Source organism: Streptomyces rectiviolaceus (assembly GCF_039533825.1).
Lineage (GTDB): Bacteria > Actinomycetota > Actinomycetes > Streptomycetales > Streptomycetaceae > Streptomyces > Streptomyces rectiviolaceus.
Genome location: NZ_BAAAUG010000222.1, coordinates 22,284 through 48,478 on the forward strand (window position 1 = coordinate 22,284; position 26,195 = coordinate 48,478).

The 26,195-nt window shown below is 68.2% G+C and carries 28 protein-coding genes and 1 pseudogene; 23 read left to right on the forward strand and 6 right to left on the reverse strand.

Features of this window, described 5'->3' with window-relative positions; translation table 11 throughout:
* Window positions 1-88 precede the first annotated feature (88 nt).
* The 18 genes from ABD378_RS42585 (at window position 89) to ABD378_RS42670 (ending at window position 16,533) form a co-directional block, all read left to right on the forward strand.
* Window positions 89-1,210: an LCP family protein gene (locus tag ABD378_RS42585; protein WP_344530643.1), complete on the forward strand. Its 1,122-nt coding sequence runs from the start codon at window positions 89-91 to the stop codon at window positions 1,208-1,210.
* 173 nt (window positions 1,211-1,383) lie between these two features.
* On the forward strand, window positions 1,384-1,605 hold the full coding sequence (rpmE, locus tag ABD378_RS42590; protein ID WP_249587748.1) for a 50S ribosomal protein L31: 222 nt from the start codon (window positions 1,384-1,386) through the stop codon (window positions 1,603-1,605).
* A gap of 128 nt (window positions 1,606-1,733) precedes the next feature.
* Window positions 1,734-2,810: a peptide chain release factor 1 gene (gene prfA / locus ABD378_RS42595; protein WP_344530646.1), complete on the forward strand. Its 1,077-nt coding sequence runs from the start codon at window positions 1,734-1,736 to the stop codon at window positions 2,808-2,810.
* A gap of 48 nt (window positions 2,811-2,858) precedes the next feature.
* Complete coding sequence (gene prmC, locus ABD378_RS42600; RefSeq protein ID WP_344530648.1) at window positions 2,859-3,704, forward strand: peptide chain release factor N(5)-glutamine methyltransferase; 846 nt, start codon at window positions 2,859-2,861, stop codon at window positions 3,702-3,704.
* 47 nt (window positions 3,705-3,751) lie between these two features.
* Entirely contained in the window at window positions 3,752-4,399 is a 648-nt protein-coding gene (locus ABD378_RS42605) for an L-threonylcarbamoyladenylate synthase (RefSeq protein WP_135331177.1), read from the forward strand.
* A complete protein-coding gene (locus ABD378_RS42610) occupies window positions 4,396-5,037 on the forward strand; it encodes an arsenate reductase/protein-tyrosine-phosphatase family protein (protein WP_344530651.1) in 642 nt (213 codons plus the stop codon). Before ABD378_RS42605 ends, ABD378_RS42610 begins: the two co-directional genes overlap by 4 nt.
* Window positions 5,038-5,159: 122 nt before the next feature.
* Window positions 5,160-6,431, forward strand: a complete 1,272-nt coding sequence (locus ABD378_RS42615) for a serine hydroxymethyltransferase (protein ID WP_344530653.1) — start codon at window positions 5,160-5,162, stop codon at window positions 6,429-6,431.
* A gap of 130 nt (window positions 6,432-6,561) precedes the next feature.
* Complete coding sequence (locus tag ABD378_RS42620; protein WP_344530655.1) at window positions 6,562-7,896, forward strand: MraY family glycosyltransferase; 1,335 nt, start codon at window positions 6,562-6,564, stop codon at window positions 7,894-7,896.
* Between the two features lie 260 nt (window positions 7,897-8,156).
* Window positions 8,157-8,594 carry a Cg1360 family ATP-synthase-associated protein gene (locus ABD378_RS42625; protein WP_344530657.1) on the forward strand — a complete coding sequence of 146 codons (438 nt, stop codon included), beginning with the start codon at window positions 8,157-8,159 and terminating at the stop codon, window positions 8,592-8,594.
* A gap of 228 nt (window positions 8,595-8,822) precedes the next feature.
* The gene (atpB, locus tag ABD378_RS42630; RefSeq protein WP_486389311.1) at window positions 8,823-9,641 is read left to right on the forward strand and encodes a F0F1 ATP synthase subunit A; all 819 of its coding nucleotides are present in this window, start codon (window positions 8,823-8,825) and stop codon (window positions 9,639-9,641) included.
* 78 nt (window positions 9,642-9,719) lie between these two features.
* Window positions 9,720-9,959, forward strand: coding sequence for an ATP synthase F0 subunit C (atpE, locus tag ABD378_RS42635; RefSeq protein WP_055564408.1), 240 nt, complete (start codon window positions 9,720-9,722; stop codon window positions 9,957-9,959).
* A gap of 38 nt (window positions 9,960-9,997) precedes the next feature.
* Window positions 9,998-10,546 (forward strand): F0F1 ATP synthase subunit B, encoded by a 549-nt coding sequence (locus ABD378_RS42640; RefSeq protein WP_344530660.1) that lies wholly within the window; start codon window positions 9,998-10,000, stop codon window positions 10,544-10,546.
* On the forward strand, window positions 10,543-11,364 hold the full coding sequence (locus ABD378_RS42645) for a F0F1 ATP synthase subunit delta (protein WP_344530662.1): 822 nt from the start codon (window positions 10,543-10,545) through the stop codon (window positions 11,362-11,364). Before ABD378_RS42640 ends, ABD378_RS42645 begins: the two co-directional genes overlap by 4 nt.
* Before the next feature lie 126 nt (window positions 11,365-11,490).
* Window positions 11,491-13,089 carry a F0F1 ATP synthase subunit alpha gene (gene atpA, locus ABD378_RS42650; protein ID WP_344530664.1) on the forward strand — a complete coding sequence of 533 codons (1,599 nt, stop codon included), beginning with the start codon at window positions 11,491-11,493 and terminating at the stop codon, window positions 13,087-13,089.
* Between the two features lie 20 nt (window positions 13,090-13,109).
* Window positions 13,110-14,027 (forward strand): F0F1 ATP synthase subunit gamma, encoded by a 918-nt coding sequence (locus ABD378_RS42655; protein ID WP_344530666.1) that lies wholly within the window; start codon window positions 13,110-13,112, stop codon window positions 14,025-14,027.
* A complete protein-coding gene (gene atpD / locus ABD378_RS42660) occupies window positions 14,027-15,469 on the forward strand; it encodes a F0F1 ATP synthase subunit beta (protein WP_344530668.1) in 1,443 nt (480 codons plus the stop codon). The genes ABD378_RS42655 and atpD overlap by 1 nt, the downstream gene beginning before the upstream one ends.
* Before the next feature lie 109 nt (window positions 15,470-15,578).
* The gene (locus ABD378_RS42665; protein WP_344530670.1) at window positions 15,579-15,953 is read left to right on the forward strand and encodes a F0F1 ATP synthase subunit epsilon; all 375 of its coding nucleotides are present in this window, start codon (window positions 15,579-15,581) and stop codon (window positions 15,951-15,953) included.
* Window positions 15,954-16,083: 130 nt separating this feature from the next.
* Window positions 16,084-16,533 (forward strand): DUF2550 domain-containing protein, encoded by a 450-nt coding sequence (locus ABD378_RS42670; protein ID WP_344530672.1) that lies wholly within the window; start codon window positions 16,084-16,086, stop codon window positions 16,531-16,533.
* 127 nt (window positions 16,534-16,660) lie between these two features.
* Here ABD378_RS42670 and ABD378_RS42675 read toward each other — a convergent pair whose 3' ends face one another.
* The 3 genes from ABD378_RS42675 to ABD378_RS42685 all read right to left on the reverse strand — a co-directional run bounded on the left by ABD378_RS42675 (window position 16,661) and on the right by ABD378_RS42685 (window position 20,531).
* The gene (locus tag ABD378_RS42675; RefSeq protein WP_344530696.1) at window positions 16,661-18,496 is read right to left on the reverse strand and encodes a glycosyl hydrolase family 18 protein; all 1,836 of its coding nucleotides are present in this window, start codon (window positions 18,494-18,496) and stop codon (window positions 16,661-16,663) included.
* A 191-nt stretch (window positions 18,497-18,687) separates the two neighbouring features.
* Complete coding sequence (locus tag ABD378_RS42680) at window positions 18,688-19,344, reverse strand: response regulator (RefSeq protein ID WP_344530674.1); 657 nt, start codon at window positions 19,342-19,344, stop codon at window positions 18,688-18,690.
* Window positions 19,341-20,531, reverse strand: coding sequence for a sensor histidine kinase (locus tag ABD378_RS42685; protein WP_344530676.1), 1,191 nt, complete (start codon window positions 20,529-20,531; stop codon window positions 19,341-19,343). The genes ABD378_RS42680 and ABD378_RS42685 overlap by 4 nt, the downstream gene beginning before the upstream one ends.
* A 153-nt stretch (window positions 20,532-20,684) precedes the next feature.
* Here ABD378_RS42685 and ABD378_RS42690 point away from each other — a divergent pair, with 153 nt between their 5' ends.
* Window positions 20,685-21,263 (forward strand): hypothetical protein, encoded by a 579-nt coding sequence (locus ABD378_RS42690; protein WP_344530678.1) that lies wholly within the window; start codon window positions 20,685-20,687, stop codon window positions 21,261-21,263.
* On the opposite strand, the gene ABD378_RS42695 is transcribed toward ABD378_RS42690, so the two are convergent.
* From ABD378_RS42695 to ABD378_RS42705, 3 genes are all read right to left on the reverse strand, one after another.
* Entirely contained in the window at window positions 21,260-21,847 is a 588-nt protein-coding gene (locus tag ABD378_RS42695) for a cob(I)yrinic acid a,c-diamide adenosyltransferase (protein ID WP_344530680.1), read from the reverse strand. The genes ABD378_RS42690 and ABD378_RS42695 overlap by 4 nt on opposite strands.
* 13 nt (window positions 21,848-21,860) lie before the next feature.
* The gene (locus tag ABD378_RS42700) at window positions 21,861-22,616 is read right to left on the reverse strand and encodes an ABC transporter permease (RefSeq protein WP_344530682.1); all 756 of its coding nucleotides are present in this window, start codon (window positions 22,614-22,616) and stop codon (window positions 21,861-21,863) included.
* 61 nt (window positions 22,617-22,677) lie between these two features.
* Window positions 22,678-23,460 carry an ABC transporter ATP-binding protein gene (locus ABD378_RS42705; RefSeq protein WP_344530685.1) on the reverse strand — a complete coding sequence of 261 codons (783 nt, stop codon included), beginning with the start codon at window positions 23,458-23,460 and terminating at the stop codon, window positions 22,678-22,680.
* A gap of 84 nt (window positions 23,461-23,544) precedes the next feature.
* Here ABD378_RS42705 and ABD378_RS42710 point away from each other — a divergent pair, with 84 nt between their 5' ends.
* From ABD378_RS42710 to ABD378_RS42725, 4 genes and pseudogenes are all read left to right on the forward strand, one after another.
* Entirely contained in the window at window positions 23,545-24,186 is a 642-nt protein-coding gene (locus ABD378_RS42710) for a TetR/AcrR family transcriptional regulator (protein ID WP_344530687.1), read from the forward strand.
* 147 nt (window positions 24,187-24,333) lie between these two features.
* Window positions 24,334-25,182 (forward strand): 3-hydroxyacyl-CoA dehydrogenase family protein, encoded by an 849-nt coding sequence (locus ABD378_RS42715; protein WP_344530689.1) that lies wholly within the window; start codon window positions 24,334-24,336, stop codon window positions 25,180-25,182.
* A 163-nt stretch (window positions 25,183-25,345) separates the two neighbouring features.
* Window positions 25,346-25,669: an STAS domain-containing protein gene (locus ABD378_RS42720; RefSeq protein WP_160507247.1), complete on the forward strand. Its 324-nt coding sequence runs from the start codon at window positions 25,346-25,348 to the stop codon at window positions 25,667-25,669.
* A gap of 247 nt (window positions 25,670-25,916) precedes the next feature.
* A pseudogene (locus tag ABD378_RS42725) lies at window positions 25,917-26,195 on the forward strand (ATP-binding protein); the annotation flags it as partial.

Here is a 26,195-nt window from a genome sequence, read left to right on the forward strand (position 1 = left end):
TTTCGGTTTCCACGTCTGACAAGTGACGACAAACCGCGCCTGACCCTGAAAGCAGGGGGTACCCGACCCGACGAGGACTGAGGAGCACATGACCGACGAGAGCGCACCCGCGGATGCGAAGCCGAAGCGCCCCCGAGGCGGTGGCGGTCGGCGTCGCAAGCCCCGCGACAAGCGCCGCAAGGTCCTCGTCGTCACCGCGTGGACCGCGGCATCGGTGATCGTCGTCGGCGGTGCGGGCCTCGGCTTCGTGTACTTCAAGCTCAACGGCAACATCAAGGGCGTCGACATCAACGCGGCGCTCGGCACGGACCGCCCGAAGAACGTCGACAACGGCTCGCAGGACATCCTGGTCCTCGGCTCCGACTCCCGCTCCGGCGACAACGCCAAGTACGGCAAGGACGAGGGCGCCGCCCGCTCGGACACGGCGATGGTCGTGCACGTGAACAAGGGCCACAAGACGGCCAGCGTCGTCTCCATACCCCGCGACACCCTCATATCCCGTCCCGAGTGCAAGACGGACGACGGCGAGACGGACCCGGGCGGACAGCGGCAGATGTTCAACACGGCGTACGAGGTCGGCGGCCCCGCCTGCGCCGTCAAGACCGTGGAGAAAATGTCCGGCATCCGGATGGACCACTATGTAGAGGTCGACTTCACGGGCTTCAAGAAGCTCATCAACACCCTCGGCGGCGTCGAGATCACCACCAAAAAGGCGATCAACGACAAGGACAGCCACCTCAACCTCAAGGCCGGCACGCACCAGCTCACCGGCGAGCAGGCACTCGGCCTGGTCCGCACCCGGCACGCCGTCGGCGACGGCAGCGACCTCGGCCGCATCCAGCTGCAGCAGGCCTTCATCAAGGCCCTGATCAACCAGGTCAAGGACGTCGGCGTCTTCAGCAACCCGAAGAAGCTCTACGACCTCGCGAACGACGCCACCAGCGCCATCACCACCGACTCCGAGCTGAACGACGTCAAGAGCCTGGCGGGCTTCGCCGGCGGCCTCAAGGGCATCGGCGCGGGCGACATGAAGATGGTCACCCTGCCCATCCAGTACGACCCCGCCGACCCCAATCGCGTCCTCCCCCTGGAGAAGGCCGACCGGCAGGTCTGGGCAGCGCTCAAGGCCGACAAGCCGATCCCCAAGTCCGCCACCGAGAAGTCCGCGGGCGACAAGGGCGACGCGAGCGATGTCGTGACCAGCAACTAACGGCGTTCGTAGCGGGCCGCACGGCCCGCCGCGCACCCCGCCGGGAATAGAACGGAACCCACCCCGGTTTGGGCAGATGCGACCCGTCCTGGCAGACTGGTACGTCGGCCCCGGTTCACGTACGAGCAATCAGCTCGCACGACCCGGCGCCCTCCCGAAACTAGGAGACACCCTTGAAGCGCGAAATCCACCCCGAGTACGTCGAGACCCAGGTCAGCTGCACCTGTGGCGCCGAGTTCACCACCCGCAGCACGATCTCCAGCGGCACCGTCCGCGCCGAGGTCTGCTCCGAGTGCCACCCGTTCTACACGGGCAAGCAGAAGATCCTCGACACCGGTGGCCGCGTGGCCCGCTTCGAGGCCCGCTTCGGCAAGGCTGCCGCCGCCAACAAGTAGCGAGCCACTGCGCCGGTCTTCGGCTGCCCCCGGGAGGGGGCGGTTGGGACCGGCGCTTTGCCGTCTGACCGCAGCAGCCATGTCGCGTAGAACCTTCGCGTAGAAACGCAGAAAACCAGGAGCCCCCGATGTTCGAGGCGGTCGAGGAACTGATCGGCGAGCACGCCGATCTGGAAACGAAGCTCGCGGACCCCTCGGTCCACGCCGACCAGGCCAACGCGCGCAAGCTCAACAAGCGCTACGCCGAGCTGACCCCGATCGTCTCGACGTACCGCGCCTGGAAGCAGACCGGCGAGGACATCACGACGGCCCGTGAACTGGCCGCGGAGGACCCGGAGTTCGCCGCCGAGGTCAAGGACATGGAGAAGCAGCGCGAGGAGATCACCGAGAAGCTGCGGCTTCTCCTGGTGCCCCGGGACCCCAACGACGACAAGGACGTCATCCTTGAGGTCAAGGCGGGCGCGGGCGGCGACGAGTCGGCGCTCTTCGCCGGCGACCTGCTTCGCATGTACCTGCGGTACGCGGAGCGCGTCGGCTGGAAGACCGAGATCATCGACGCCACTGAGTCCGAGCTCGGCGGCTACAAGGACGTCCAGGTCGCCGTGAAGACCAAGGGCGGCAACGGCGCGACCGAGCCCGGCCAGGGCGTCTGGGCGCGGCTGAAGTACGAGGGCGGCGTGCACCGCGTGCAGCGCGTGCCCTCGACCGAGTCGCAGGGCCGGATCCACACCTCCGCGGCCGGTGTCCTGGTGACGCCCGAGGCCGAGGAGGTCGACGTCGAGATCCACGCCAACGACCTGCGCATCGACGTCTACCGCTCGTCGGGCCCCGGCGGCCAGTCGGTCAACACCACCGACTCCGCGGTGCGTATCACGCACCTGCCCACCGGAGTCGTGGCCTCCTGCCAGAACGAGAAGAGCCAGCTGCAGAACAAGGAGCAGGCGATGCGTATCCTGCGCTCCAGGCTCCTTGCCGCGGCGCAGGAGGAAGCGGAGAGCAAGGCCGCGGACGCCCGCCGCAGCCAGGTCCGCACCGTCGACCGCTCCGAGAAGATCCGGACGTACAACTTCCCGGAAAACCGGATCTCGGACCACCGTGTCGGCTTCAAGGCGTACAACTTGGACCAGTTGCTCGACGGAGACCTCGACGCGGTCATCCAGGCCTGTGTCGACGCGGACTCCGCCGCCAAGCTCGCGGCGGCCTGAGCCCCGACCGCACCCGCCCATCGCTCAGCTCAGCCCCGGAGGACCAGCGTGAACCTGCTGCTCGCGGAAGTGGCCCAGGCCACCCAGCGGCTGGCCGACGCCGGCGTGCCCTCGCCGCGCAACGACGCGGAGGAACTCGCCGCCTTCGTGCACGGCGTGAAGCGGGGCGAGCTGCACTCCGTCAAGGACTCCGACTTCGACGCCCGCTACTGGGAGACGATCGCGCGCCGCGAGGCCCGCGAACCGCTCCAGCACATCACCGGGCGCGCCTTCTTCCGCTATCTCGAACTCCAGGTGGGCCCCGGTGTCTTCGTGCCGCGCCCGGAGACCGAGTCGGTCGTCGGATGGGCCATAGACGCGGTGCGTGCGATGGACGTCGTCGAGCCGCTCATCGTCGATCTCTGTACGGGATCCGGGGCCATTGCGCTGGCCATGGCCCAGGAGGTCCCGCGCTCGCGGGTGCACGCGGTGGAGCTCTCCGAGGACGCCCTGAAGTGGACGCGGAAGAACGTCGAGGGGTCCAGGGTCAAGCTCTCCCAGGGCGACGCGCGCGACGCCCTTCCGGAGCTCGAAGGACAGGTCGACCTCCTCGTGTCGAACCCGCCGTACATCCCGCTCACGGAGTGGGAGTACGTCGCTCCGGAAGCCCGCGACTACGACCCGGAACTGTCGCTCTTCTCCGGCGAGGACGGCCTCGACCTGATCCGCGGCATCGAGCGCACCGCACACCGCCTCCTGCGGCCCGGCGGTGTCGTCGTCATCGAGCACGCCGACACCCAGGGCGGCCAGGTGCCGTGGATCTTCACCGAGGAGCGGGGCTGGGCGGACGCGGCCGACCACCCCGACCTCAACAACCGGCCGAGGTTCGCGACCGCCCGCAAGGCGATGCCGTGAGCACACCGACTTCAAGCCAGCAGTACGTGTACGAGGAGGCCCGCTAGATGGCACGGCGATACGACACCAATGACGCGACCGACCGTACGACCGGTCTGCGCGAGGCCGCGTCGGCCGTCCGCCGTGGCGAGCTGGTCGTGCTGCCCACCGACACCGTCTACGGCATCGGTGCCGACGCCTTCACACCGGAGGCGTGCGCCGACCTGCTCGACGCCAAGGGCCGTGGCCGCAACATGCCCACCCCTGTGCTCATCGGCTCCCCGAACACGCTGCACGGCCTGGTCACCGACTTCTCCGAGTCGGCCTGGGAGCTCGTCGACGCCTTCTGGCCCGGTGCGCTGACCCTGGTCGCCAAGCAGCAGCCGTCGCTCCAGTGGGACCTCGGGGACACCCGTGGGACCGTCGCGATCAGGATGCCGCTGCACCCCGTCGCCATCGAACTGCTCACCGAGGTCGGCCCCATGGCGGTCTCCTCGGCGAACCTCACGGGTCACCCCGCTCCGGAGGACTGTGACGCCGCGCAGGAGATGCTCGGCGACTCCGTCTCCGTGTACCTGGACGGCGGCCCGACGCCGGGCATCGTCCCCTCGTCGATCGTGGACGTCACCGGGAAGGTGCCGGTACTGCTGCGCGCGGGTGCGCTGACCGCGGAGGAGCTCCGCAAGGTGGTACCCGACCTCGAGGTGGCGAATTGACAGCCCCTGAGACGGGGCGTGGCATAGCGGCTTATCCCGATTCGTTCCGCATCCTCCACGTCAGCACCGGCAATGTGTGCCGCTCGCCGATCACTGAGCGGCTGACCAGGCATGCCCTGGCCGACCGCCTGGGCGATCCCTTCACCGGCGGCCTGATCGTGGAGAGCGCGGGCACATGGGGGCACGAGGGCGCCCCCATGGAGACCAACGCGGAGACGGTCCTCGCGGACTTCGGCGCGGACGCATCCGGCTTCATGGGGCGCGAACTCCTCGACGACCACGTCATCCGCGCGGACCTCGTCCTGACGGCGACCCGGGACCACCGGGCGCAGGTCATCTCGATGGGGCACTCGGCCGGCCTGCGCACGTTCACGCTCAAGGAGTTCACGCGCCTTGTGCGGGCCATAGACCCGGCGACGCTGCCCGACGTCGACGGGGGCGTCGTCGAGCGGGCCAGGGCCCTGGTGCGGGCCGCCGCGGCGCTGCGGGGCTGGCTCCTGGCGCCCACGGCCGAGGCGGACGAGGTGTACGACCCCTATGGGGCGCCGCTGCCCTTCTTCCGCTCGGTGGGCGACGAGATCAACGAGGCGCTCGATCCGGTGGTGACGGCGCTGACCGGCGTGCGGGCCAAGGCTTAAACCTTTCTCCCTGTCCGGCCAATGGTTCAGATGCCTCTCGCATGCCTCTCGCACCGCGCGGGCACCGTGAGGCAGGCCTACATTGGAGGGACCCTCACCCCTCGCGAGGCCCGGAGCCCAAGATGCCGGTCAGCACCGCACCCACCGCCGCCCCGACGGCGCCCGCTGACTTTGCCGCGCTCCGCCGCGCGGACCCCCAGATGGCGGAGATCCTGCTGGCCGAGCAGGACCGCCAGGCGTCCTCCCTTCAGCTCATCGCCGCGGAGAACTTCACCTCACCGGCGGTGCTCGCGGCCCTGGGCTCCCCGCTCGCCAACAAGTACGCCGAGGGCTACCCCGGCGCCCGCCACCACGGCGGCTGCGAGCTGGTGGACGTCGCCGAGCGCATCGCCATCGACCGCGCCACGGCCCTCTTCGGCGCCGAACACGCCAACGTGCAGCCGCACTCGGGATCCTCAGCGGTCCTCGCCGCGTACGCCGCGCTGCTGCGCCCCGGCGACACCGTCCTTGCCATGGGCCTGCCGTACGGCGGCCACCTCACGCACGGCTCGCCCGCGAACTTCTCGGGGCGCTGGTTCGACTTCGTGGGCTACGGCGTCGACCCGGACAGCGGCCTCATCGACTACGACCAGGTCCGGGCCCTGGCCCGCTCGCACCGGCCGAAAGCCATCGTCTGCGGCTCCATCGCCTACCCGCGGCACATCGACTACGCGGCCTTCCGCGACATCGCCGACGACGTCGGCGCGTACCTCATCGCCGACGCGGCCCACCCGATCGGCCTGGTCGCCGGGGGAGCAGCCCCCAACCCCGTGCCGTACGCCGACGTCGTCTGCGCCACGACCCACAAGGTGCTCCGCGGCCCGCGCGGCGGCCTGATCCTGTGCGGCGCCGAGCTCGCCTCCCGCATCGACCGGGCCGTGTTCCCCTTCACACAGGGCGGCGCGCAGATGCACACGATCGCCGCCAAGGCCGTCGCGTTCGGCGAGGCGGAGACCCCGGCCTTCACCGCGTACGCCCACCAGGTCGTCGCCAACGCCCGCACCCTGGCCCAGGTCCTGGCCGCCGCCGGCTTCGCGATCACCACCGGCGGCACCGACACACACCTGATCCTGGCCGACCCCACGCCCCTGGGCATCGACGCGCACACCGCCCGCGGCAGACTCGCCGCCTGCGGCCTCGTCCTCGACACCTGCGCCCTGCCCTACGCCGACGGGCGCGGACTGCGGCTCGGCACCGCTGCCGTCAGCACACAGGGCATGGGTGACGCGGAGATGGTGCGGATCGCCGGGCTCTTCGCCGACGCGGTGCGCGAGGGGTCCAAGGAGGCGAACGACTCGAAAGTACGAGAGGAAGTGCGTGAACTGGTGGGCAGATTTCCGCCGTATCCGGCCTAGGTCGGGGTAGACGCGTCAGGGCAAGGCGCGTACTCGTGCAACCATCGTCGCTACCCGGAAGTCCCCAACCGTATGCACGCAGAGCTAGGGTGTGGGGCTGAGATGGCCAGCGATACCTGTGGGGAAGCCCGTGCGTGAATACCTCCTGACGCTCTGCATCACGGCCGCGGTGACTTACCTGCTGACCGGCCCGGTGCGGAAGTTCGCGATCGTGGCCGGCGCCATGCCGGAGATCCGCGCCCGCGACGTGCACAGGGAGCCCACGCCCCGGCTCGGCGGTATCGCGATGTTCTTCGGGCTGTGCGCCGGTCTGCTTGTCGCCGACCACCTGCCGAACCTGAACGACGTCTTCGAGCGGTCCAACGAACCGCGCGCACTGCTCTCCGGTGCCGCGCTGATCTGGCTGATCGGCGTCCTGGACGACAAGTTCGAGATCGACGCGCTGATCAAGCTGGGCGGCCAGATGATCGCGGCCGGCGTCATGGTCCTCCAGGGCCTGACGATCCTGTGGATCCCGGTCCCGGGCTACGGCATGGTCCTGCTCGACCAGGGCCAGGGCACGCTCCTGACGGTCGCGCTCGTCGTCATCACCATCAACGCCGTGAACTTCGTCGACGGCCTCGACGGCCTCGCCGCGGGCATGGTGTGCATCGCGGCCACGGCGTTCTTCCTGTACGCCTATCGCCTCTGGTACGGCTACGGCATCGAGGCAGCGGCTCCCGCGACGCTCTTCGCCGCGATCCTGATCGGCATGTGCCTGGGCTTCCTGCCGCACAACATCCATCCCGCCCGGATCTTCATGGGGGACTCGGGCTCGATGCTGATCGGCCTGGTCCTCGCGGCGGGTGCGATCTCCGCCACAGGGCAGATCGACGGCGACGCCCTGAAGCTGAACTTCGGAGGCACCCGCGATGCCACGCACGCGATGCTTCCGGTCTTCATCCCGCTCCTGATGCCGCTGACGATCATCGCCATCCCGTTCGCCGACCTGGTCCTCGCGATCGTCCGGCGTACGTGGAACGGCAAGTCGCCGTTTGCCGCCGACCGCGGCCACCTCCACCACCGCCTCCTGGAGATCGGCCACTCGCACAGCCGCGCGGTGCTGATCATGTACTTCTGGTCGGCGCTCATCGGCTTCGGCACGGTCGCCTACTCGGTCCACTCGGCCAGCATGTGGATCTTGTTCGCGATCGTCGCCCTGAGCGCGGTGGGCCTCGTGCTGCTCCTGCTGCCGCGGTTCACCCCGCACATCCCGGGCTGGGCCGAGTCCTTCGTGCCGCCGCGCTACCGGCGGCGCAAGAGGGCCGCCGCGGAGGTGTCCGCGGCCGGTGCGACGGACGGGGCGGACGAGGCGGACGCAGCGGCGGACGACCGTCCTCCGGTCGGGTCAGGCGTCAACGGGGCGACGGCCGTTGGCACCCGCTCGCGCTTCGACGATCGGCACAAGGCCGAGTCATCGAGCTGACGGCCCTTGCCAAACTCGCCCAATACCAGACAAGTTGCCGCGCTGCGTGCACATACGCGCGGGTTAACTCTCATGTGTGACGGCGAGCACACCTAGCAGGTAAAGACCTCATCAAATAGTTTGTGATACCGTTCACGAAACCAGGGGATAGAGCCGAAGGACCGTAGTGCGACGGTCCATTGGCCCGAGGGACACTCTCGACCCCGGACTACGCTCGTCCATGACGACACCCTGCCCCCATCAGTTAGCGGAGCGCCGCCATGCCGTCTCAAGACACCCGAACTCTTCTTCAGTCCGCCGTACCCACAGCTGCCGCCGGTGCGATCACCGCCGCGGTCAGTGCCGTGGTCGCGGGCGGCAAGGGAGCGCTCGGTGCGGTCGTCGGCACCCTGGTGGTCATCGCCTTCATGGGGCTCGGAATGTTCGTACTTCAGCGCACGGCGAAATCGCTTCCGCAGTTGTTCCAGGCGATGGGGCTGATGCTCTACGTCGCCCAACTCCTGCTGCTTCTTGTCTTCGTGGCTCTCTTCAAGGACACCACGTTGTTCAACCCCAAGGTGTTCGCCGTGGGGCTTGTGGTCGCGACCGTCGTGTGGATGGCGTCGCAGGCCCGCGCGTTCATGAAAGCCAAGATCCTTTACGTTGAACCCGACTCCGAGCAGAAGGACAAGCCGGAGAAGTCGGGGTCCTCGACGTGAAGGGTAGGGCCGGGATAAATGCGCGTTCGAGATGCTGCTATCGTCCGGTGCCAACTGCGGCACTGCCGGCGCGGGCATCTGAGCTGACGCCTGCACAATCGCGAGGCTCGATGCCTGAACGCCGCGCCCACATCCGAAACACCAGTCTGGTGCCGAATCGCGGCTGCGCGCCGCGCCGACACGACAACGAGGTTGCCGTACCTATGCGTCACGCCGAAGGAGCCCGCGGTGAGTGCTGACCAAACTGAGCTCGCCTTTGACTGGAGCTGTCGGATCATGTCCGACAACGGCTGTGGCTTCCCGGCTCCGGGCCTGCACTCGTTCCTCTTCAAGCCGATCTTCGAGGTCGGCGGGTTCGAGTTCAACAAGGTCATGCTGCTCGCCCTGCTGACGACCCTCGTCGTGGTCAGCTTCTTCTACCTGGCGTTCGGCAAGTCCAAGGTCGTCCCGGGCAAGCTGCAGATGATCGGTGAGGCCGGCTACGACTTCGTACGCCGCGGCATCGTCTACGAGACGATGGGCAAGAAGGAGGGCGAGAAGTACGTCCCCCTGATGGTCTCGATGTTCTTCTTCATCTGGATCATGAACATCTGGTCCGTGATCCCGCTGACGCAGTTCCCGGTCTCGTCGGTCATCGCGTACCCGATCGTGCTCGCGGCTGTCGTCTACTTCATCTGGGTGCCGCTGACCTTCAAGCGCCACGGATTCGTCGGCGGCTGGAAGAACATCACCGGCTACGACGCCTCGCTGGGTCCGATCAAGTGGCTCGTGTCGTTCATCGAGTTCTTCTCGAACCTGCTCGTGCGTCCCTTCACGCACGCCGTGCGACTCTTCGCCAACATGTTCGCCGGTCACCTGATGCTGGTGATGTTCACCGTCGCCTCCTGGTACCTGCTGAACAGCTGGATGATCCCGGCCGCCGGTGTCTCGTTCGTGATGACCGTCGTCATGATCCTCTTCGAACTTTTCGTACAGGCGGTCCAGGCGTACGTCTTCGTGCTCCTTTCCGCCACCTACATTCAGGGCGCTCTCGCAAAGCACCACTGAGTGAGACCCGGCTTTCAAGCCCCCAGATCGCCCGGTGGCCAACCCCCACCGGTCCATGAAAGAGAAGGAAGTAACGGCATGTCCGCGACCCTCGAACTCGCCGCAGGCGTCTCCGGCTCCCTCGGTTCCATCGGCTACGGTCTCGCCGCGATCGGCCCCGGCATCGGCGTCGGCATCGTCTTCGGTAACGGCACCCAGGCCCTGGCCCGTCAGCCCGAGGCTGCCGGTCTGATCCGCGCCAACCAGATCCTCGGCTTCGCCTTCTGTGAGGCGCTCGCCCTCATCGGCATCGTTATGCCGTTCGTGTTCGGTAAGTAATCACTGCTTACTGACACTTTTCGACGAAAGGCACTGATGTGATCGCCAACCTGGTTCAGCTGGCGGCTGAGGAGGAGCAGAACCCGCTCGTCCCGCCGGGTCCTGAGCTGCTCGTCGGCGCCATCGCCTTCGCCATCGTCTTCTTCTTCTTCTGGAAGAAGCTCCTCCCGAACATCAACAAGGTTCTGGAAGAGCGCCGCGAGGCGATCGAAGGTGGCATCGAGAAGGCCGAGGCCGCTCAGACCGAGGCCCAGAGCGTGCTCGAGCAGTACAAGGCTCAGCTCGCCGAGGCACGGCACGAGGCCGCGCGTCTGCGCCAGGAGGCGCAGGAGCAGGGCGCCACGCTCATCGCTGAGATGCGAGCCGAAGGCCAGCGGCAGCGCGAGGAGATCGTCGCCGCCGGTCACACGCAGCTCGCAGCCGACCGCAAGGCCGCCGCGCAGTCGCTGCGTCAGGACGTGGGCCAGCTGGCCACCGACCTGGCCGGCAAGCTCGTCGGTGAGTCCCTCGAGGACTCCGCTCGGCAGAGCCGCACCATCGACCGCTTCCTCGACGAGCTCGAGGAGAAGGCCGAGGCGGCTCGATGACAGCGCACGGAGCCAGCCGCGGGGCCCTCGCGGCCGCGCGAGAGCGTCTCGACGCGCTGACCGACAACACCTCGGTGGACGTGCGGCAGCTCTCTGACGAGCTGGCCCAGGTCACCGCGCTGTTCAACCGCGAGGTTTCGCTGCGCCGGGTCCTGACCGACCCGTCGCAGTCCGGCGAGGCCAAGGCCGAGCTCGCCGGGCGGCTGCTCGGCGGGCAGGTGGGCGGCGAGACCGCCGACCTGGTGGCCGGCCTGGTCCGCGCCCGCTGGTCGCAGTCGCGTGACCTGGTGGACGCCCTCGAGGAGCTCACCAACCTCGCCGAGCTGACCGGTGCGCAGAAGTCCGGCGCGCTGGACGACGTCGAGGACGAGCTGTTCCGGTTCGGCCGGATCGTCTCCTCGAGCACCGGGCTCCGGTCCGCGCTGACCGACCGCGCTGCCACAGGTGCGGCCAAGAGCGAGCTGCTGCGCAGCCTGCTCGGAGGCCGGGCCAACGAGGTGACGGAGCGGCTCGTCGAGCGCCTCGTGACCGCGCCCCGTGGACGTAGCCTGGAAGCGGGACTCGAGTCCCTCTCCAAGCTGGCCGCGGACCGCCGGAACCGGATGGTCGCCGTCGTCACTTCGGCTGTGCCCCTCTCGGACCAGCAGAAGCAGCGCCTCGGTGCCGCCCTCGCGAAGGTCTACGGCCGCCAGATGCACCTGAACCTCGACGTGGACCCCGAGGTCCTCGGCGGGATCACGGTGCAGGTCGGCGACGAGATCATCAACGGCAGCATCGCGGACCGCCTCGAGGACGCACACCGCCGCATGGCGCGCTAGCAGTAACTCAAAACGTAGGAATGACGGCCCTAGTTGGGCCGTGCAGAGGATTCACCCTTACTTGGGGGGAGTCCCCAGACCCCCAAAGTGAAACTTCGGGCCCAACAAGGAGAGCAGGGAACCCAGATGGCGGAGCTCACGATCCGGCCGGAGGAGATCCGGGACGCGCTGGAGAACTTTGTCCAGGCGTACAAGCCGGACGCGGCCTCGCGCGAGGAGGTCGGTTCGGTCACCGTTGCCGGTGACGGCATCGCGAAGGTCGAGGGCCTCCCCTCGGCCATGGCCAACGAGCTGCTGAAGTTCGAGGACGGCACCCTCGGTCTCGCCCTCAACCTTGAGGAGCGCGAGATCGGCGCCGTCGTACTCGGCGAGTTCAGCGGCATCGAAGAGGGCCAGCCGGTCACCCGTACCGGCGAGGTCCTGTCCGTCGCGGTGGGCGAGGGCTACCTCGGCCGCGTCGTCGACCCGCTCGGCACCCCGATCGACGGCCTCGGCGAGATCGAGACGTCCGGACGCCGCGCCCTCGAGCTGCAGGCCCCCACGGTCATGGACCGCAAGTCGGTGCACGAGCCGATGGAGACCGGCTACAAGGCCGTCGACGCGATGACCCCGATCGGCCGTGGCCAGCGTCAGCTGATCATTGGTGACCGCCAGACCGGCAAGACCGCCCTGGCCGTCGACACGATCATCAACCAGCGCGACAACTGGCGCTCGGGCGACGTGAACAAGCAGGTGCGCTGCATCTACGTCGCCGTCGGTCAGAAGGGCTCCACCATCGCCTCCGTGCGCGGTGCCCTCGAAGAGGCCGGCGCGCTTGAGTACACGACCATCGTCGCCGCCCCGGCGTCCGACCCGGCGGGCTTCAAGTACCTGGCGCCCTACACCGGCTCGGCCATCGGCCAGCAGTGGATGTACGAGGGCAAGCACGTCCTCATCATCTTCGACGACCTCTCGAAGCAGGCCGACGCCTACCGCGCCGTGTCCCTGCTGCTCCGCCGCCCGCCGGGGCGCGAGGCCTACCCGGGTGACGTCTTCTACCTGCACTCGCGTCTGCTCGAGCGCTGCGCGAAGCTCTCGGACGAGATGGGCAAGGGCTCGATGACGGGTCTGCCGATCGTCGAGACCAAGGCGAACGACGTGTCGGCGTTCATTCCGACCAACGTCATCTCCATCACCGACGGCCAGTGCTTCCTTGAGTCCGACCTGTTCAACGCCGGTCAGCGTCCGGCCCTGAACGTCGGTATCTCGGTCTCCCGTGTCGGTGGCTCCGCCCAGCACAAGGCGATCCGCCAGGTGTCCGGTCGTCTCCGCGTGGACCTCGCCCAGTACCGCGAGCTGGAGGCGTTCGCCGCCTTCGGTTCCGACCTGGACGCCGCGTCGAAGGCCTCCCTCGAGCGCGGTCAGCGGATGGTCGAGCTGCTCAAGCAGGCTCAGTACCAGCCGATGGCCACCGAGGACCAGGTCATCTCCATCTGGGCCGGCACCACGGGCCGCATGGACGAGGTACCGGTCGCCGACATCCGGCGCTTCGAGCGCGAGCTGCTCGACTACCTGCACCGCAAGGAGCAGGGCCTGATGACCTCCATCAAGGAGGGCGGCAAGATGTCCGACGACACGATCACGGCCATCACCGACGCCGTCGCCGAGTTCAAGAAGCAGTTCGAGACCTCGGACGGCAAGCTGCTCGGCGAGGACGCTCCGGCTGCCGTCGACGCGTCCAAGTGACGACGGAAGGGACCTGACTCATGGGAGCCCAGCTCCGGGTCTACAAGCGTCGCATCAAATCCGTCACCGCGACCAAGAAGATCACCAAGGCGATGGAGATGATCGCCGCCTCGCGTGTCGTCAAGGCACAGCGCAAGGTGACCGCCTCCACTCCGTACGCGACCGAGCTCACGCGCGCGGTCACCGCGGTGGCCACGGGTGCCAACGACAAGCACCCGCTGACCACCGAGGCCGAGGCTCCGACCCGGGCCGCTGTCCTGCTCCTCTCGAGCGACCGCGGCCTGGCCGGCGCCTTCAACTCCAACGCCATCAAGGGTGCGGAGAAGCTCACCAAGAAGTTGCAGGACGAGGGCAAGGAGGTCGACACGTACATCGTCGGCCGCCGTGGCATCGCGCACTACAACTTCCGTGAGCGGAAGATCGCCGGGCAGTGGACGGGCTTCACGGACGCCCCTTCCTACTCGGACGCCAAGGAGATCGCCGCACCCCTGATCGAGGCCATCGAGAAGGACACGGCCGAGGGCGGCGTGGATGAACTCCACATCGTCTACACCGAGTTCATCTCGATGATGACGCAGGAAGCAACCGGTGACCGGCTGCTCCCGCTCAGTCTCGACAAGGTCGCGGAGGAGGCGGGCACGACGGACGAGGCCCGCCCGCTGTACGACTTCGAGCCGTCGGCGGAGGACGTCCTTGACGCCCTGCTGCCGCGCTACGTCGAGAGCCGTATCTACAACGCGCTGCTCCAGTCGGCTGCTTCCAAGCACGCCGCCACGCGCCGCGCGATGAAGTCGGCGACCGACAACGCGGGTGACCTGATCAACGCTCTCACCCGTTCTGCCAACGCGGCCCGCCAGGCCGAAATCACCCAGGAAATCAGCGAGATCGTCGGTGGCTCCAGTGCCCTGGCCGACGCTTCTGCGGGGAGTGACAAGTAATGACGACCACTGTTGATACGGCCGTTGCCACGGGCCGCGTCGCCCGGGTGATCGGCCCGGTCGTCGACGTGGAGTTCCCCGTCGACGCGATGCCGGAGATCTACAACGCCCTGCACGTCGAGGTGGCCGACCCGGCCAAGGACGGCGAGAAGAAGACGCTGACGCTCGAGGTTGCCCAGCACCTCGGCGACGGCATCATCCGCGCCATCTCGATGCAGCCCACCGACGGTCTGGTCCGCCAGGCCGCGGTGACCGACACGGGCTCGGGCATCACCGTCCCCGTCGGTGACATCACCAAGGGCAAGGTGTTCAACACCCTCGGTGCGATCCTGAACCACCCCGAGGCCGAGGCCGACGTCACCGAGCGCTGGCCGATCCACCGCAAGGCCCCGGCCTTCGACCAGCTCGAGTCCAAGACCGAGATGTTCGAGACCGGCCTGAAGGTCGTCGACCTTCTCACCCCGTACGTCAAGGGTGGAAAGATCGGTCTGTTCGGTGGAGCGGGCGTCGGCAAGACCGTCCTCATCCAGGAAATGATCATGCGTGTGGCCAAGCTGCACGAGGGCGTTTCCGTGTTCGCCGGTGTCGGCGAGCGCACTCGTGAGGGCAACGACCTCATCGACGAGATGGAAGAGTCGGGAGTTCTGGACAAGACCGCCCTGGTCTTCGGCCAGATGGACGAGCCGCCGGGCACGCGTCTTCGTGTCGCCCTTGCCGGTCTGACCATGGCGGAGTACTTCCGCGATGTGCAGAAGCAGGACGTGCTGTTCTTCATCGACAACATCTTCCGCTTCACGCAGGCCGGTTCCGAGGTCTCGACCCTGCTCGGCCGCATGCCCTCCGCGGTGGGCTACCAGCCGAACCTGGCCGACGAGATGGGCCTCCTCCAGGAGCGCATCACCTCGACGCGTGGTCACTCGATCACCTCGATGCAGGCGATCTACGTCCCCGCGGACGACCTCACCGACCCGGCCCCGGCCACGACCTTCGCGCACCTCGACGCGACGACCGTGCTGTCGCGTCCGATCTCGGAGAAGGGCATCTACCCGGCGGTGGACCCGCTGGACTCGACGTCCCGCATCCTGGACCCGCGCTACATCGCGCAGGACCACTACGACGCCGCCATGCGCGTCAAGGGAATCCTGCAGAAGTACAAGGACCTCCAGGACATCATCGCGATTCTCGGCATCGACGAGCTCAGCGAAGAGGACAAGCTGGTCGTTCAGCGCGCCCGTCGCGTCGAGCGCTTCCTGTCGCAGAACACCCACGCCGCCAAGCAGTTCACCGGCCTGGACGGTTCGGACGTGCCGCTCGACGAGTCGATCGCCGCGTTCAACTCGATCATCGACGGTGAGTACGACCACTTCCCCGAGCAGGCGTTCTTCATGTGCGGTGGCATCGAGGACCTCAAGGCGAAGGCCAAGGAGCTCGGCGTTTCCTGACGCTGATTCTCCCGGGAGGGGTGGGTGCGTCCCGCCCCTCCCGATACGCCCACTAGAATTTGACCCAACACCCGGCGAAGCCGCCGGGTGGTGACCCGAGGAGCCACTCTTGGCTGCTGAGCTGCATGTCGAGCTGGTCGCCGCGGACCGCAGTGTCTGGTCCGGCGAGGCCACCCTGGTCGTTGCGCGTACCGCGTCCGGCGACATCGGCGTCATGCCCGGTCACCAGCCGCTTCTCGGTGTGCTGGAGTCGGGCCCTGTGACCATTCGTACGAGCGACGGCAACACTGTCGTCGCCGCCGTCCACGGAGGATTCATCTCCTTCGCGGACAACAAGCTGTCACTGCTTGCTGAGATCGTCGAGCTGTCGGACGAGATCGATGTCCAGCGTGCGGAGCGGGCGCTCGAGCGCGCGAAGTCGGAGGCCGACGCCTCCGCCGAGCGTCGCGCGGACGTCCGACTGCGGGCGGTGTCGTCGCGCTGAAACCAGGCGCGTCGGCGTTGACGTGACTCAGCCGCGGCCAGGTCCGGAGCAATCCGGACCGGGTCGCGGCTGAGGCAATGCGGGTGCAATTCTGTTGGTCCGTTTCGAAGAGGCGAGGAGGTCGGTGCCGATGATCCTCACTCTGCTCGTGTGCGGACTCGTGTTGGTCGTGCTGCTGTTGGTGGGGCTCTTCGTCTTCGGGCTGCGGCGCCGGCTCATCCAGCGGTCCGGCGGCACCTTCGACTGCAGCCTGCGCTGGAACGCCCCGGAGAAGGGCGACACCTCCGGCAAGGGCTGGGGGTATGGCGTCGCCCGCTACAACGGCGACCGGATCGAGTGGTACCGCGTCTTCTCGTACGCTCCCCGGCCTCGCCGGGTCCTTGAGCGCTCGGCCATCGAGGTCGTCGACCGGCGCGCCCCGGACGGCGAGGAGGAGCTTGCGCTGCTCTCCGACGCGATCGTGCTGGGCTGTCTGCACCGCGGCGTCCGCCTTGAGCTGGCGATGGGCGAGGACGCGCTCACCGGTTTCCTCGCCTGGCTGGAGGCAGCACCGCCGGGCCAGCGCGTAAACGTGGCCTAGCTGGGGCGCCCCTTTAGGGGCGCGGGGAACTGCGCGACCAGCCACATACGGCCCGCAGATGAACGTAAGAAGCCGGGTGAGACAAGGGGCGTACTTGTCTCACCCGGCTTCGTCTATGCGGGACGGGCTACTTCAGACCGTCATTAATGGCAGACACCAACTCGCCATTGGTGGTGTCCCCGCTGAACTCCCAGAAGAAGGCGCCTCCCAGGCCCTGCTGCTTCGACCAGGCCATCTTGCTCTTGACCGTCGCCGGGGTGTCGTACGACCACCAGTTGGTGCCGCAGTGTGCGTAGGCGGTACCCGCGATGGTGCCGTTGGACGGGCAGCTGTTCTTGAGGACCTTGTAGTCCTCGATGCCCGCCTCATACGTCCCGGGCGCCGCGCCAGTAGCCGTGCCGCCGGGCTCCTTCTGTGTGACGCCCGTCCAGCCGCGGCCGTAGAAGCCGATGCCGAGCAGGAGCTTGGCGGCGGGGACGCCCTTCGCCTTCAGCTTCGTGATCGCGTCGGCGGAGTTGAAGCCGGCCTGCGGGATGCCGGGGTACGAGGTGAGGGGCGAGTGCGGGGCCGTCGGGCCCTTGGCCGCCCAGGCGCCGAAGAAGTCGTACGTCATCACGTTGTACCAGTCGGCGTACTGCGAGGCGCCGCCGTAGTCGGCAGCGTCGATCTTGCCGCCGCTCGAACCGTCGGCGGTGATCGCGGCGGTGACCAGGGAGTCCTTGCCGAACTCGGTGCGGAACGCCTGCATCATGTTCTTCATCGAGGCCGGGCCGCTGGTGTCGCAGGTCAGGCCGCAGGCGTTGGGGTACTCCCAGTCCAGGTCGATGCCGTCGAAGACATCGGCCCAGCGCGGGTCCTCCACCAGGTCGTGGCAGGACTTGGCGAAGGCGGCCGGGTTCTTCATCGCGTCGGTGAAGCCGCCGGACCAGGTCCAGCCGCCGAAGGACCAGAGGACCTTGAGGTTCGGGTGCTTGGCCTTGAGCTTGCGCAGCTGGTTGAAGTTGCCGCGCAGGGGCTGGTCCCAGGTGTCGGCCTTGCCGTCGACGGACTGGTCGGCGGTGTAGGCCTTGTCGTAGTCGGCGTAGGCGTCGCCGATGGTGCACTTGCCGCCCTGGACGTTGCCGAAGGCGTAGTTGATGTGGGTGATCTTGGAGGCGGAGGCCGAGGTGTCGATGTTCTTCACGTGGTAGTTGCGGCCGTAGACGCCCCACTGGGCGAAGTAGCCGAGCTTGACCTTGTCACCCGGCCCGGGGCCGGGGTCGCCGCCGCCCGTGGTGTGCACCTTGACGGCGCCGGAGGCCGGTCCTGTCTGGTCCGCGGTGTCGCGGGCCTGGACCGTGTAGGAGTAGTCGGTGCCCGCGGTGAGGCCGCTGTCGGCGTACGAAGTCCCGGTCACCGTCGCGACCTTGGAGCCGTCGCGCAGGACGTCGTAGTTCTTGACGCCCTTGTCGTCGGTGGCCGCGCTCCAGGCGAGCTTCACCGAGGTGTTGGTGATGTCGGACGCCGTGGGGGTGCCGGGTGCCGAGGGAGGGTTGTCGCCGGGCACGCTGCCGCCGTCACAACTGCCGCCGTTGAGTGTGCAGTTGGCGGGGGAGCCGGGGCCCGAGCCGTTGAAGCCGAAGGAGACCGAGGCGCCGGGCGCGAGCGTCCCGTTCCAGCCGAGGTTCTTGGCGGTCCAGCGGTTGCCGGAGTTGGTGACGGTGGCGTCCCAGGCGGAGGTCACCTTCGTGCCGGTGGGGAAGTCCCACGCGACGTTCCAGGAGCTGATGGAGGTGGTGCCGGTGTTCTTGACGGTCCACTTGCCCTCGAAGCCGGTGCCCCAGTCCTGGGTCTTGGCGTACGTGGCGGTGGCTGCGGGGGCGGCTTCCGGTGCGGCTTCGGCGGGGCCGCCGAGTGCGACCAGGGTGGCGAGCGGGAGCAGCAGGGTGGTGAGGCCTGCCACGGCTCTGTGTCTGAAGCGCAAGGTGCGCAAGGTGTGCTCCTCGGGTGAGATCCGGGGGGTCATAGGGGTGGATCCCTGCGCCGCCCGTGAGCACGTGGAACACGTGGGGGAGTGCTCACCGCAGTGCGGTGAGAATAGAAAGGTCTGGACCAGCGGTCAAGAGGTCTGAACCATTGGCCGGATTGCGTCGGCCCGGACCCCGCTCTCGCGACCTATACGCCCAACTCCTGGGCAAGCACGGCCGCCTGGACCCTGCTGCGCAGCTCCAGCTTGGCCAGCAGTCTGCTGACGTGGGTCTTCACCGTCGCCTCCGCCATGTCCAGACGGCCCGCGATCTCCGCGTTCGAGAGCCCTTCGCCGAGGCACGCGAGCACCTCGCGCTCGCGGCGGGTGAGGGTGTCGAGGATGGCGGGATCGGGTCCGTTCTCGCGGCGCGCGGGTCGCACGGTCTTCGGGGCGGCGAACTCGGCGATCAGGCGCCGGGTGACGGCCGGTGCGATCAGGCCCTCGCCGCGCCCGACCGTACGGACCGCCTCCAGGAGGTCCTTGGCCTCGGTGTTCTTCAGGAGGAACCCGCTGGCGCCCGCGCGCAGCGCACCGAAGACGTACTCGTCGAGGTCGAAGGTGGTCAGGACGAGCACGTCCGAGAGCCCATCGGCGACGACCTGACGGGTCGCCGATACTCCGTCAAGGCGCGGCATCTGGATGTCCATGAGCACCAGATCGGGCCTCAGCTCACGGGCGAGCGCCACCGCCTCCTCGCCGTCCGACGCCTCGCCGACCACCTCTATGTCGGGGGCGCTGCGCAGGATCAGGACGAGTCCCGCCCGTACGGCGGACTGGTCCTCGGCGACGAGCACTCGGATCATACGGAAGCTCCTTGGTCTGCTGGGTCGACGGGCAAGGTGGCACGGACTTCCCAGACCTTGCCGTCAGGGGTGCTCTCGGGGCCCGAATCGAAGGTGCCGCCGAGGAGTTCGGTGCGCTCCCGCATGCCGACCAGACCGGCTCCCGATCCGGGCGCGCGTGGCCCGGCGGGGGAGCCGTACGGGCTGGTCACGTGGACGTCCAGGGCGCGGGCGCGCTGGGCGAGGGTCACCGTGACCAGGCCGGGCGATGCGTGCTTGAGGGCGTTGGTCAGGGACTCCTGGACGATGCGGTACGCCGCGAGCTCGACGGGCGCGGGGAGCTTGGGGCCGTCCGGGGCGCGGGTGTCGTCGAGGGTGACGTCCAGACCATTGGTACGTGCGTTGCCGATCAGGGCACCGAGGCCGTCCAGGGTGGGGGCGGCCGTCGGCTCCCGGTCGTCGCCGGCGTCACGCAGGATCCCGATGAGGCGGCGCATCTCGGCCAGGCCCTCGACGCTGTTCTCGCGGATGACGGCCAGTGCGTCGCGGGTGGTCTTCGGGTCGTCGAGGGAGAGCGCGGCCGTGGAGTGGATGGCGATCGCCGAGAGGTGGTTGGCGACCATGTCGTGCAGCTCGCGGGCCATCCGGGCACGCTCGGCGGTGATGGCCTGCACGCGGTCCATCTCGGCGAGCAGCGCGGTCTGTTCGGCACGCAGGCGCGCGGCCTCGGCTGCCTCGCGATGATTGCGTACGAGAACACCGGTGCAGGCAGGGCCGAAGGATACGAGACCCGTGACGACGCCGATGAGGATCGCCTCCGGCTCACGGAACCAGGCGAGGAACCCGACCGTCACGGCCACCGTGATCGCCCCCGTGGTGACCGGGATGCGGCGGGCGGAGGCGGGTGTCCCGTAGACCACGGCCGCGTACACGATGTCCGTGAACATCATGACCGACGCCAGATTTCCCGCGGTGAACTGATCGGCGACCAGCGCGAGCGTGCCGAGGGTCAGGGCGGTCTGCGGCATGCTGCTGCGCAGCAGCTCGAGTCCGCCGAGGACGAAGAGCGGGATCAGCGCCCATGTGTCGCCGAGCAGCCGGTCCGTCTGCATGTGGAGCCCGATTCCCCACCATGCGAGCCCGGCGAGCACGCAGGTCACGGCGATCTGTACGTCGACGCGGGCGGGACGGGGGAGGGACGGGGCCATGCGTCCATCCAACACGGCGCGCCGGGGCAGTGCCTGATTCTGAGGGAGGAACCGCGCGCTACATCGAAGGATGCAGTCGAACTTCGTCACTGGCGACGACGATCAGCGGCCTCGCCGACGGGAGCCTGGAAAGGTGACCGAGAGGAGCGAACCGTGATCGTCGTACTGATCATCATCTGCGAGGTCGGCTTCTGGCTGCTGCTGGCCGGTGGCCTTGCCCTGCGGTACTGGGCGAAGATGCCGCGCGCGAGCATCGCCGTACTGCTCTGCGAGCCGGTCCTGGAGGTCGTCCTCTTCGTCGTCACGGCGATCGACCTGAAGAACGGCGCGGAGCCGGACTGGAAGCACGGTCTGGCCGCCGTCTACATCGGCTACTCCATCGCGCTCGGCCACTACACGATCAAGTGGGTGGACGTCCGCGTCGCCCACCGTTTCGCGGGCGGCCCGCCGCCGTCGACCCCCAAGTACGGCATGGCCCGCGCCATCCACGAGTGGAAGCTCGCCGCCCGCTGGATCCTGGCAGGACTGATCGCCATGGCGCTGCTGCAGGGCGCGGTCTGGTACGTCGGGGGTGACGGCGACATCGGCTCGCTGCGGATGTGGCAGCAGAGGATGCTGTGGCTGATCGGCATCAACGTGGCCATCGCCGCGACGTACACGGTCTTCCCGAAGAAGGCACCGTCGATGGAGTCCGCCAAGGACGACCGGCCGAGCTTCCTGAGCAAGCTCTAACGCTCGCCGCCCGGCACCCACAGCACGTCCCCGACCTCCTTGTTGGCCGTACGGGCCAGGATGAACAGGAGGTCGGAGAGGCGGTTCAGATACGTGGCGGTCAGGGGATTCATACTGCCACCTTCTTTACTGGCCCCATGGACCTCGAAGGCGGCCCAGACGGACCGCTCGGCCCGCCGCACCACCGTGCACGCCTGGTGCAGCAGCGCCGCGCCCGCCGTGCCCCCCGGCAAGATGAAGCTGCGCAGCTTCTCCAGCTCCTCGTTGAAGCGGTCGCAGTCCGCCTCCAGCTTGTCGACGTAGAACTGCTCGACCCGCAGCGGCGGGTACTCCGGGTTCTCGGCGACCGGCGTCGAGAGGTCGGCGCCCACGTCGAAGAGGTCGTTCTGGACCCGGACAAGGACCTTCACGACCTCTTCGTCGAGCTGACCGAGCGCGATCGCCGTACCGATCGCGGCGTTGGCCTCGTTGGCGTCGGCGTACGCCGAGATCCGCAGATCGGTCTTGGCGGTCCGGCTCATGTCTCCGAGGGCCGTCGTGCCCTGGTCGCCGGTCCTGGTGTAGATGCGCGTCAGATTGACCATGAGGTCAGCCTAGTTATGCGCCCGCCTTCCGGAAGACGCGTGTGCCCACCGTCACGGACCCGAGCGTGAGCGCGGCGGCCGTCAGGACGCCGTACAGCATCGCCGTACTCGCGTACTCGCCCACATAGGCGGCCCGCACCGCGTCCACGAGATAGCGGAACGGCATGAAGTGCGAGAGCACGTCCAGCCAGCCCGGCGCCAGTGCCATCGGCAGCATCAGGCCGGAGAGCAGCATCGAGGGCATGCTGACCGCGTTGATGACGGGCCCGAACTCGTGCGGCTTGGAGACGAGCAGCGCGAGCGCGTACGAGAGGGACGCGAGGACGACCGTCAGGACCCCCACGAACGCGAAGCCGATGAGGATGCCGGCGAGCGGCGCCCGCAGCCCCATCACCACGGCCGCGAGGACGAGCAGCACCGCCTGGAAGACGAAGAGCGCGGCATCGCGCAGCACCCGCCCGAGAAGGAGCGCGAGCCGGCTGACCGGCGTCACCCGCATCCGCTCCACCACGCCGAACTGCTTCTCGATGATGATCGCGAATCCGCTGTACGAGGCGCCGAACAGGCCGAGTTGGAGCAGCAGCCCCGGCACGAGCACCTGCCAGGAGTCACCGCGCGAGCCGAGCGGCAGGTCGGTCAGGAGCGGGCCGAAGAAGAGCAGGTAGAGCAGCGGCATCAGGACGCCGAAGAGGATCTGGAACTTGGAGCGCAGGGTCTGACGGGCGTACCGCCCGAAGATCAGCGCGGTGTCGGACAGAAACGCAGACATGTGAGGTCGTCCTGGGGTCTTGAGGGCGTGAGGGCATTGAGGGCGTTAGGGCATCGAGGGCTCAGACGGCGACGGGCGCCGTGTCCTTGGGGGTGAGGTCGCGCCCGGTGACGGCCAGGAACGTGTCCTGGAGCGAGGCGTCGATGGAGCCGCCGTACCGGAGCTTGAGCGCGCTCGGCGTGCCCTCGGCGACCACGACGCCCTTGTCGATGACGACGAGGCGGTCGCAGAGCGCGTCGGCCTCGTCGAGGTAGTGCGTGGTCAGGACGACGGTGGTGCCGTGGTCGTCGCGCAGCCGCCGCACGAGCGCCCACAGGTCGGCCCTGCTGCCCGGGTCGAGCCCGGTGGTCGGTTCGTCGAGGAAGAGCACATCGGGCCTGTGCATCAGCCCCATGGCGATGTCGAGCCGCCGCCGCTGGCCGCCGGAGAGGGTCGCGCACTTGCGGTCGAGGAGGTCGGTGAGGTCCAGGTCGGCGGCCAACTCCTGGGCACGCGTGGCGGCTTGGGGTTTCGTCAGGCGGTAGAGGCGGCCCTGGGTGACCAGTTCCTCGCGTACGGAGATGTTGAGGTCGACGCCGCCGGACTGGGCGACGTACCCGATCTTGCGCCGTACGGCGGCCGGGTCGCGGGCCAGGTCGAGGCCCGCGACCGTGGCGGCGCCGCCGGTGGGCGCCAGGAGCGTGGTGAGCATGCGCAGCGTCGTCGTCTTGCCCGCGCCGTTGGGTCCGAGGAAGCCGAGGATCTCGCCGGGGGCGACGGTCAGGTCGATGCCGCGCACGGCCTCGACGGTGCCGCGCTTGGTCCGGAAGGTCTGGGTGAGTCCGGCCGTGCTGATGATTGCCATGGCGACCACAAAAACAGAGTCTCTTAAATTTTGCAATGACACCAAGTTTTCAGTTGCCCTAGCCAGTGGTCGTAGGGTGGACCCATGGCTGAAGGACTCAGGGAGCGCAAGAAGCGGCAGACCAAGCAGCGGATCTCGGACATCGCGACGGGGCTCTTCCTGGAGCACGGCTTCGTCACGGTGACCGTCGCGGAGGTCGCGGAAGCCGCCGACGTCTCCGTGAATACCGTCTACAACTACTTCCCGGTCAAGGAGGACCTCTTCCTCGACCGCGGCGAGGCCGTCGTCGACCGGCTCTCCGGTTACGTACGCAGCCGTCGCGTAGGGGAGTCCGCCGCCGCCGCGGTCCTGCGCGCGCTGCGCTCGGACGTCGAGGGCGTGTCACCCCACGTCGGTCTCTTCTCGGGCTGGGCCGACTTCATGAAGGTCATCACCGAAGCCCACCCCCTGCGCTCCCGGCTCTGGGAGATCCAGCAGCAGGCGCTCGGCCACCTCGCGAAGACCCTCGCGGAGGAGGCGGGGGCCGCCGAGGGCGACCCCATGCCCGGACTGATCGCGGGTCAGCTCTCCTGGGTCCACAGCACGCTCATGGCGTGGATCGGCGACGAGATGGCCAAGTGCCGCAAGCCCGCCGACGTGTCCCGCGATGCCCTCGTCCTGCTGGACGAGATGGAGGACCTGCTCGGCGAAAAGGTCCTCAACTACGCGGTGCGGGGGCCCGAATGAGGCGTACCAGTGTGATGTCCGTCATCTGAGACGTGACGCGCATTACTTCACGGCCACTCGACCGCTCACGACCGCTAATGTCCGCCCAAAGGCCAAACGTAAACAGCGTGTAAGCCAGGCGTGATAAGCGGTAGGGGAGTCGGAACAGTGGCACGGAAGCTCGCCGTCATCGGAGCCGGACTCATGGGGTCCGGCATCGCTCAGGTCTCCGCCCAGGCGGGCTGGGACGTCGTCCTGCGCGACGTCACCGATGAGGCCCTGACCCGTGGCACCGACGGGATCAAGGCGTCGTACGACAAGTTCGTGAGCAAGGGCAAGCTCGCCGCCGATGACGCGGAGGCGGCGCTCGGGCGCATCACGACGAGCACCGACATGGACGCCGTCGCCGACGCGGACATCGTCGTCGAGGCCGTCTTCGAGAAGCTCGAGGTCAAGCACGAGATCTTCCGTACGCTCGACAAGATCGTGCGCGAGGACGCCGTGCTCGCGTCCAACACCTCCGCCATCCCGATCACGAAGATCGCGGCCGTGACGGAGCGTCCGGAGCGGGTCGTGGGCGCGCACTTCTTCTCGCCGGTGCCGATGATGCAGCTGTGCGAGCTGGTGCGCGGCTACAAGACCAGCGACGAAACCCTCGCCCGCACAAGGGAGTTCGCCGAGTCCGTCGGCAAGACCTGCATCGTCGTGAACCGCGACGTCGCGGGCTTTGTGACGACCCGTCTGATCTCGGCGCTCGTCGTCGAGGCCGCGAAGCTCTACGAGTCGGGCGTCGCCACCGCCGAGGACATCGACATCGCCTGCAAGCTCGGCTTCGGACACGCCATGGGACCGCTCGCGACCGCCGACCTGACGGGCGTCGACATCCTGCTGCACGCCACGAGCAACATCTACACGGAGTCCCAGGACGAGAAGTTCGCGCCGCCCGAGCTGATGCGCCGGATGGTTGACGCCGGTGACATCGGCCGCAAGAGCGGGCAGGGGTTCTACAAGCACTGACGTCTGCATCCTCCCTTGCGGGGTCACCCCTCGGAGTGAATTCGGTATCGGTTCGCTTACAGACGGCAACTTCCTTGCCCATGCGGCAGTCAGTTGCAGTGACATACGCAGACGCCTTACGGAACAGACGTCACAGGAAACTCAGCACTCTCGGGGAGCGCATATGCACATCAGGGGCGACCAGGCCCAGCTGGTCGTCGGGGGACGCCTCGACGTACGCAGCGCGGCGGACGCCCGAACGGTCCTGCACTCGGCCGTCGACGACGGAGCCGGTGACCTGGTGCTCGACCTGTCCGAACTCGACTCGTGGGACGCCACGGGACTCGGCGTCATCATGGGCGCGCACCGGCGCGCGGGACGGTGCGGACGCCGGCTCGTGCTGCGCAGTGTGCCGCCCCAGATGCAGCGCCTGCTCGTCGCCACGCGACTGCACCGGATCCTTGCCATCGAGGGCGGCATCGGGGTGGAATCGCTTCCCCGCGTGTGATCCGCGATGATCCCCAGGCGATCTGGGTGTGAAACGCATCTCGCGCACAATCCTCACGAGACTGTGACGTCTCGGACGGCGCGGTACCCCGCCCGTTCGTAGATACTGAGCGAAGGTCTAGGGTTCGGTCGCCCACCGTCATGACGAAGACAGACGCCCGAGCGGGGGCACCGGACCAGAAGCGACAGCGCAGTGTGCACAAGGCCGGAGGGGGCTGTGTACACAACGCATCTGGGGGGCTTTGACCATGGACCCGATGAACCGGGGACCGGAAGAGTACGGCCATGACGGCATCAACGACGACGATTCGGCACGTCCCGTGCGTCCACCGCGCGATCCTCTGACACCGGACTTCGGGCAGCCCGCGCCCGCGCTCGCCCGCACCGTCCAGCTCGTGTCCGGCGACTTCCTGCTCACCGTGAACCCCGTCGACGGCAGCGAGATCGAACCCTGCCCGCCGGGCGAACGGCCCGCACGACCCGTCAAGCGCACCGCCGCCGAGCGCGCCGAGGTGCGCCGCGCCGCG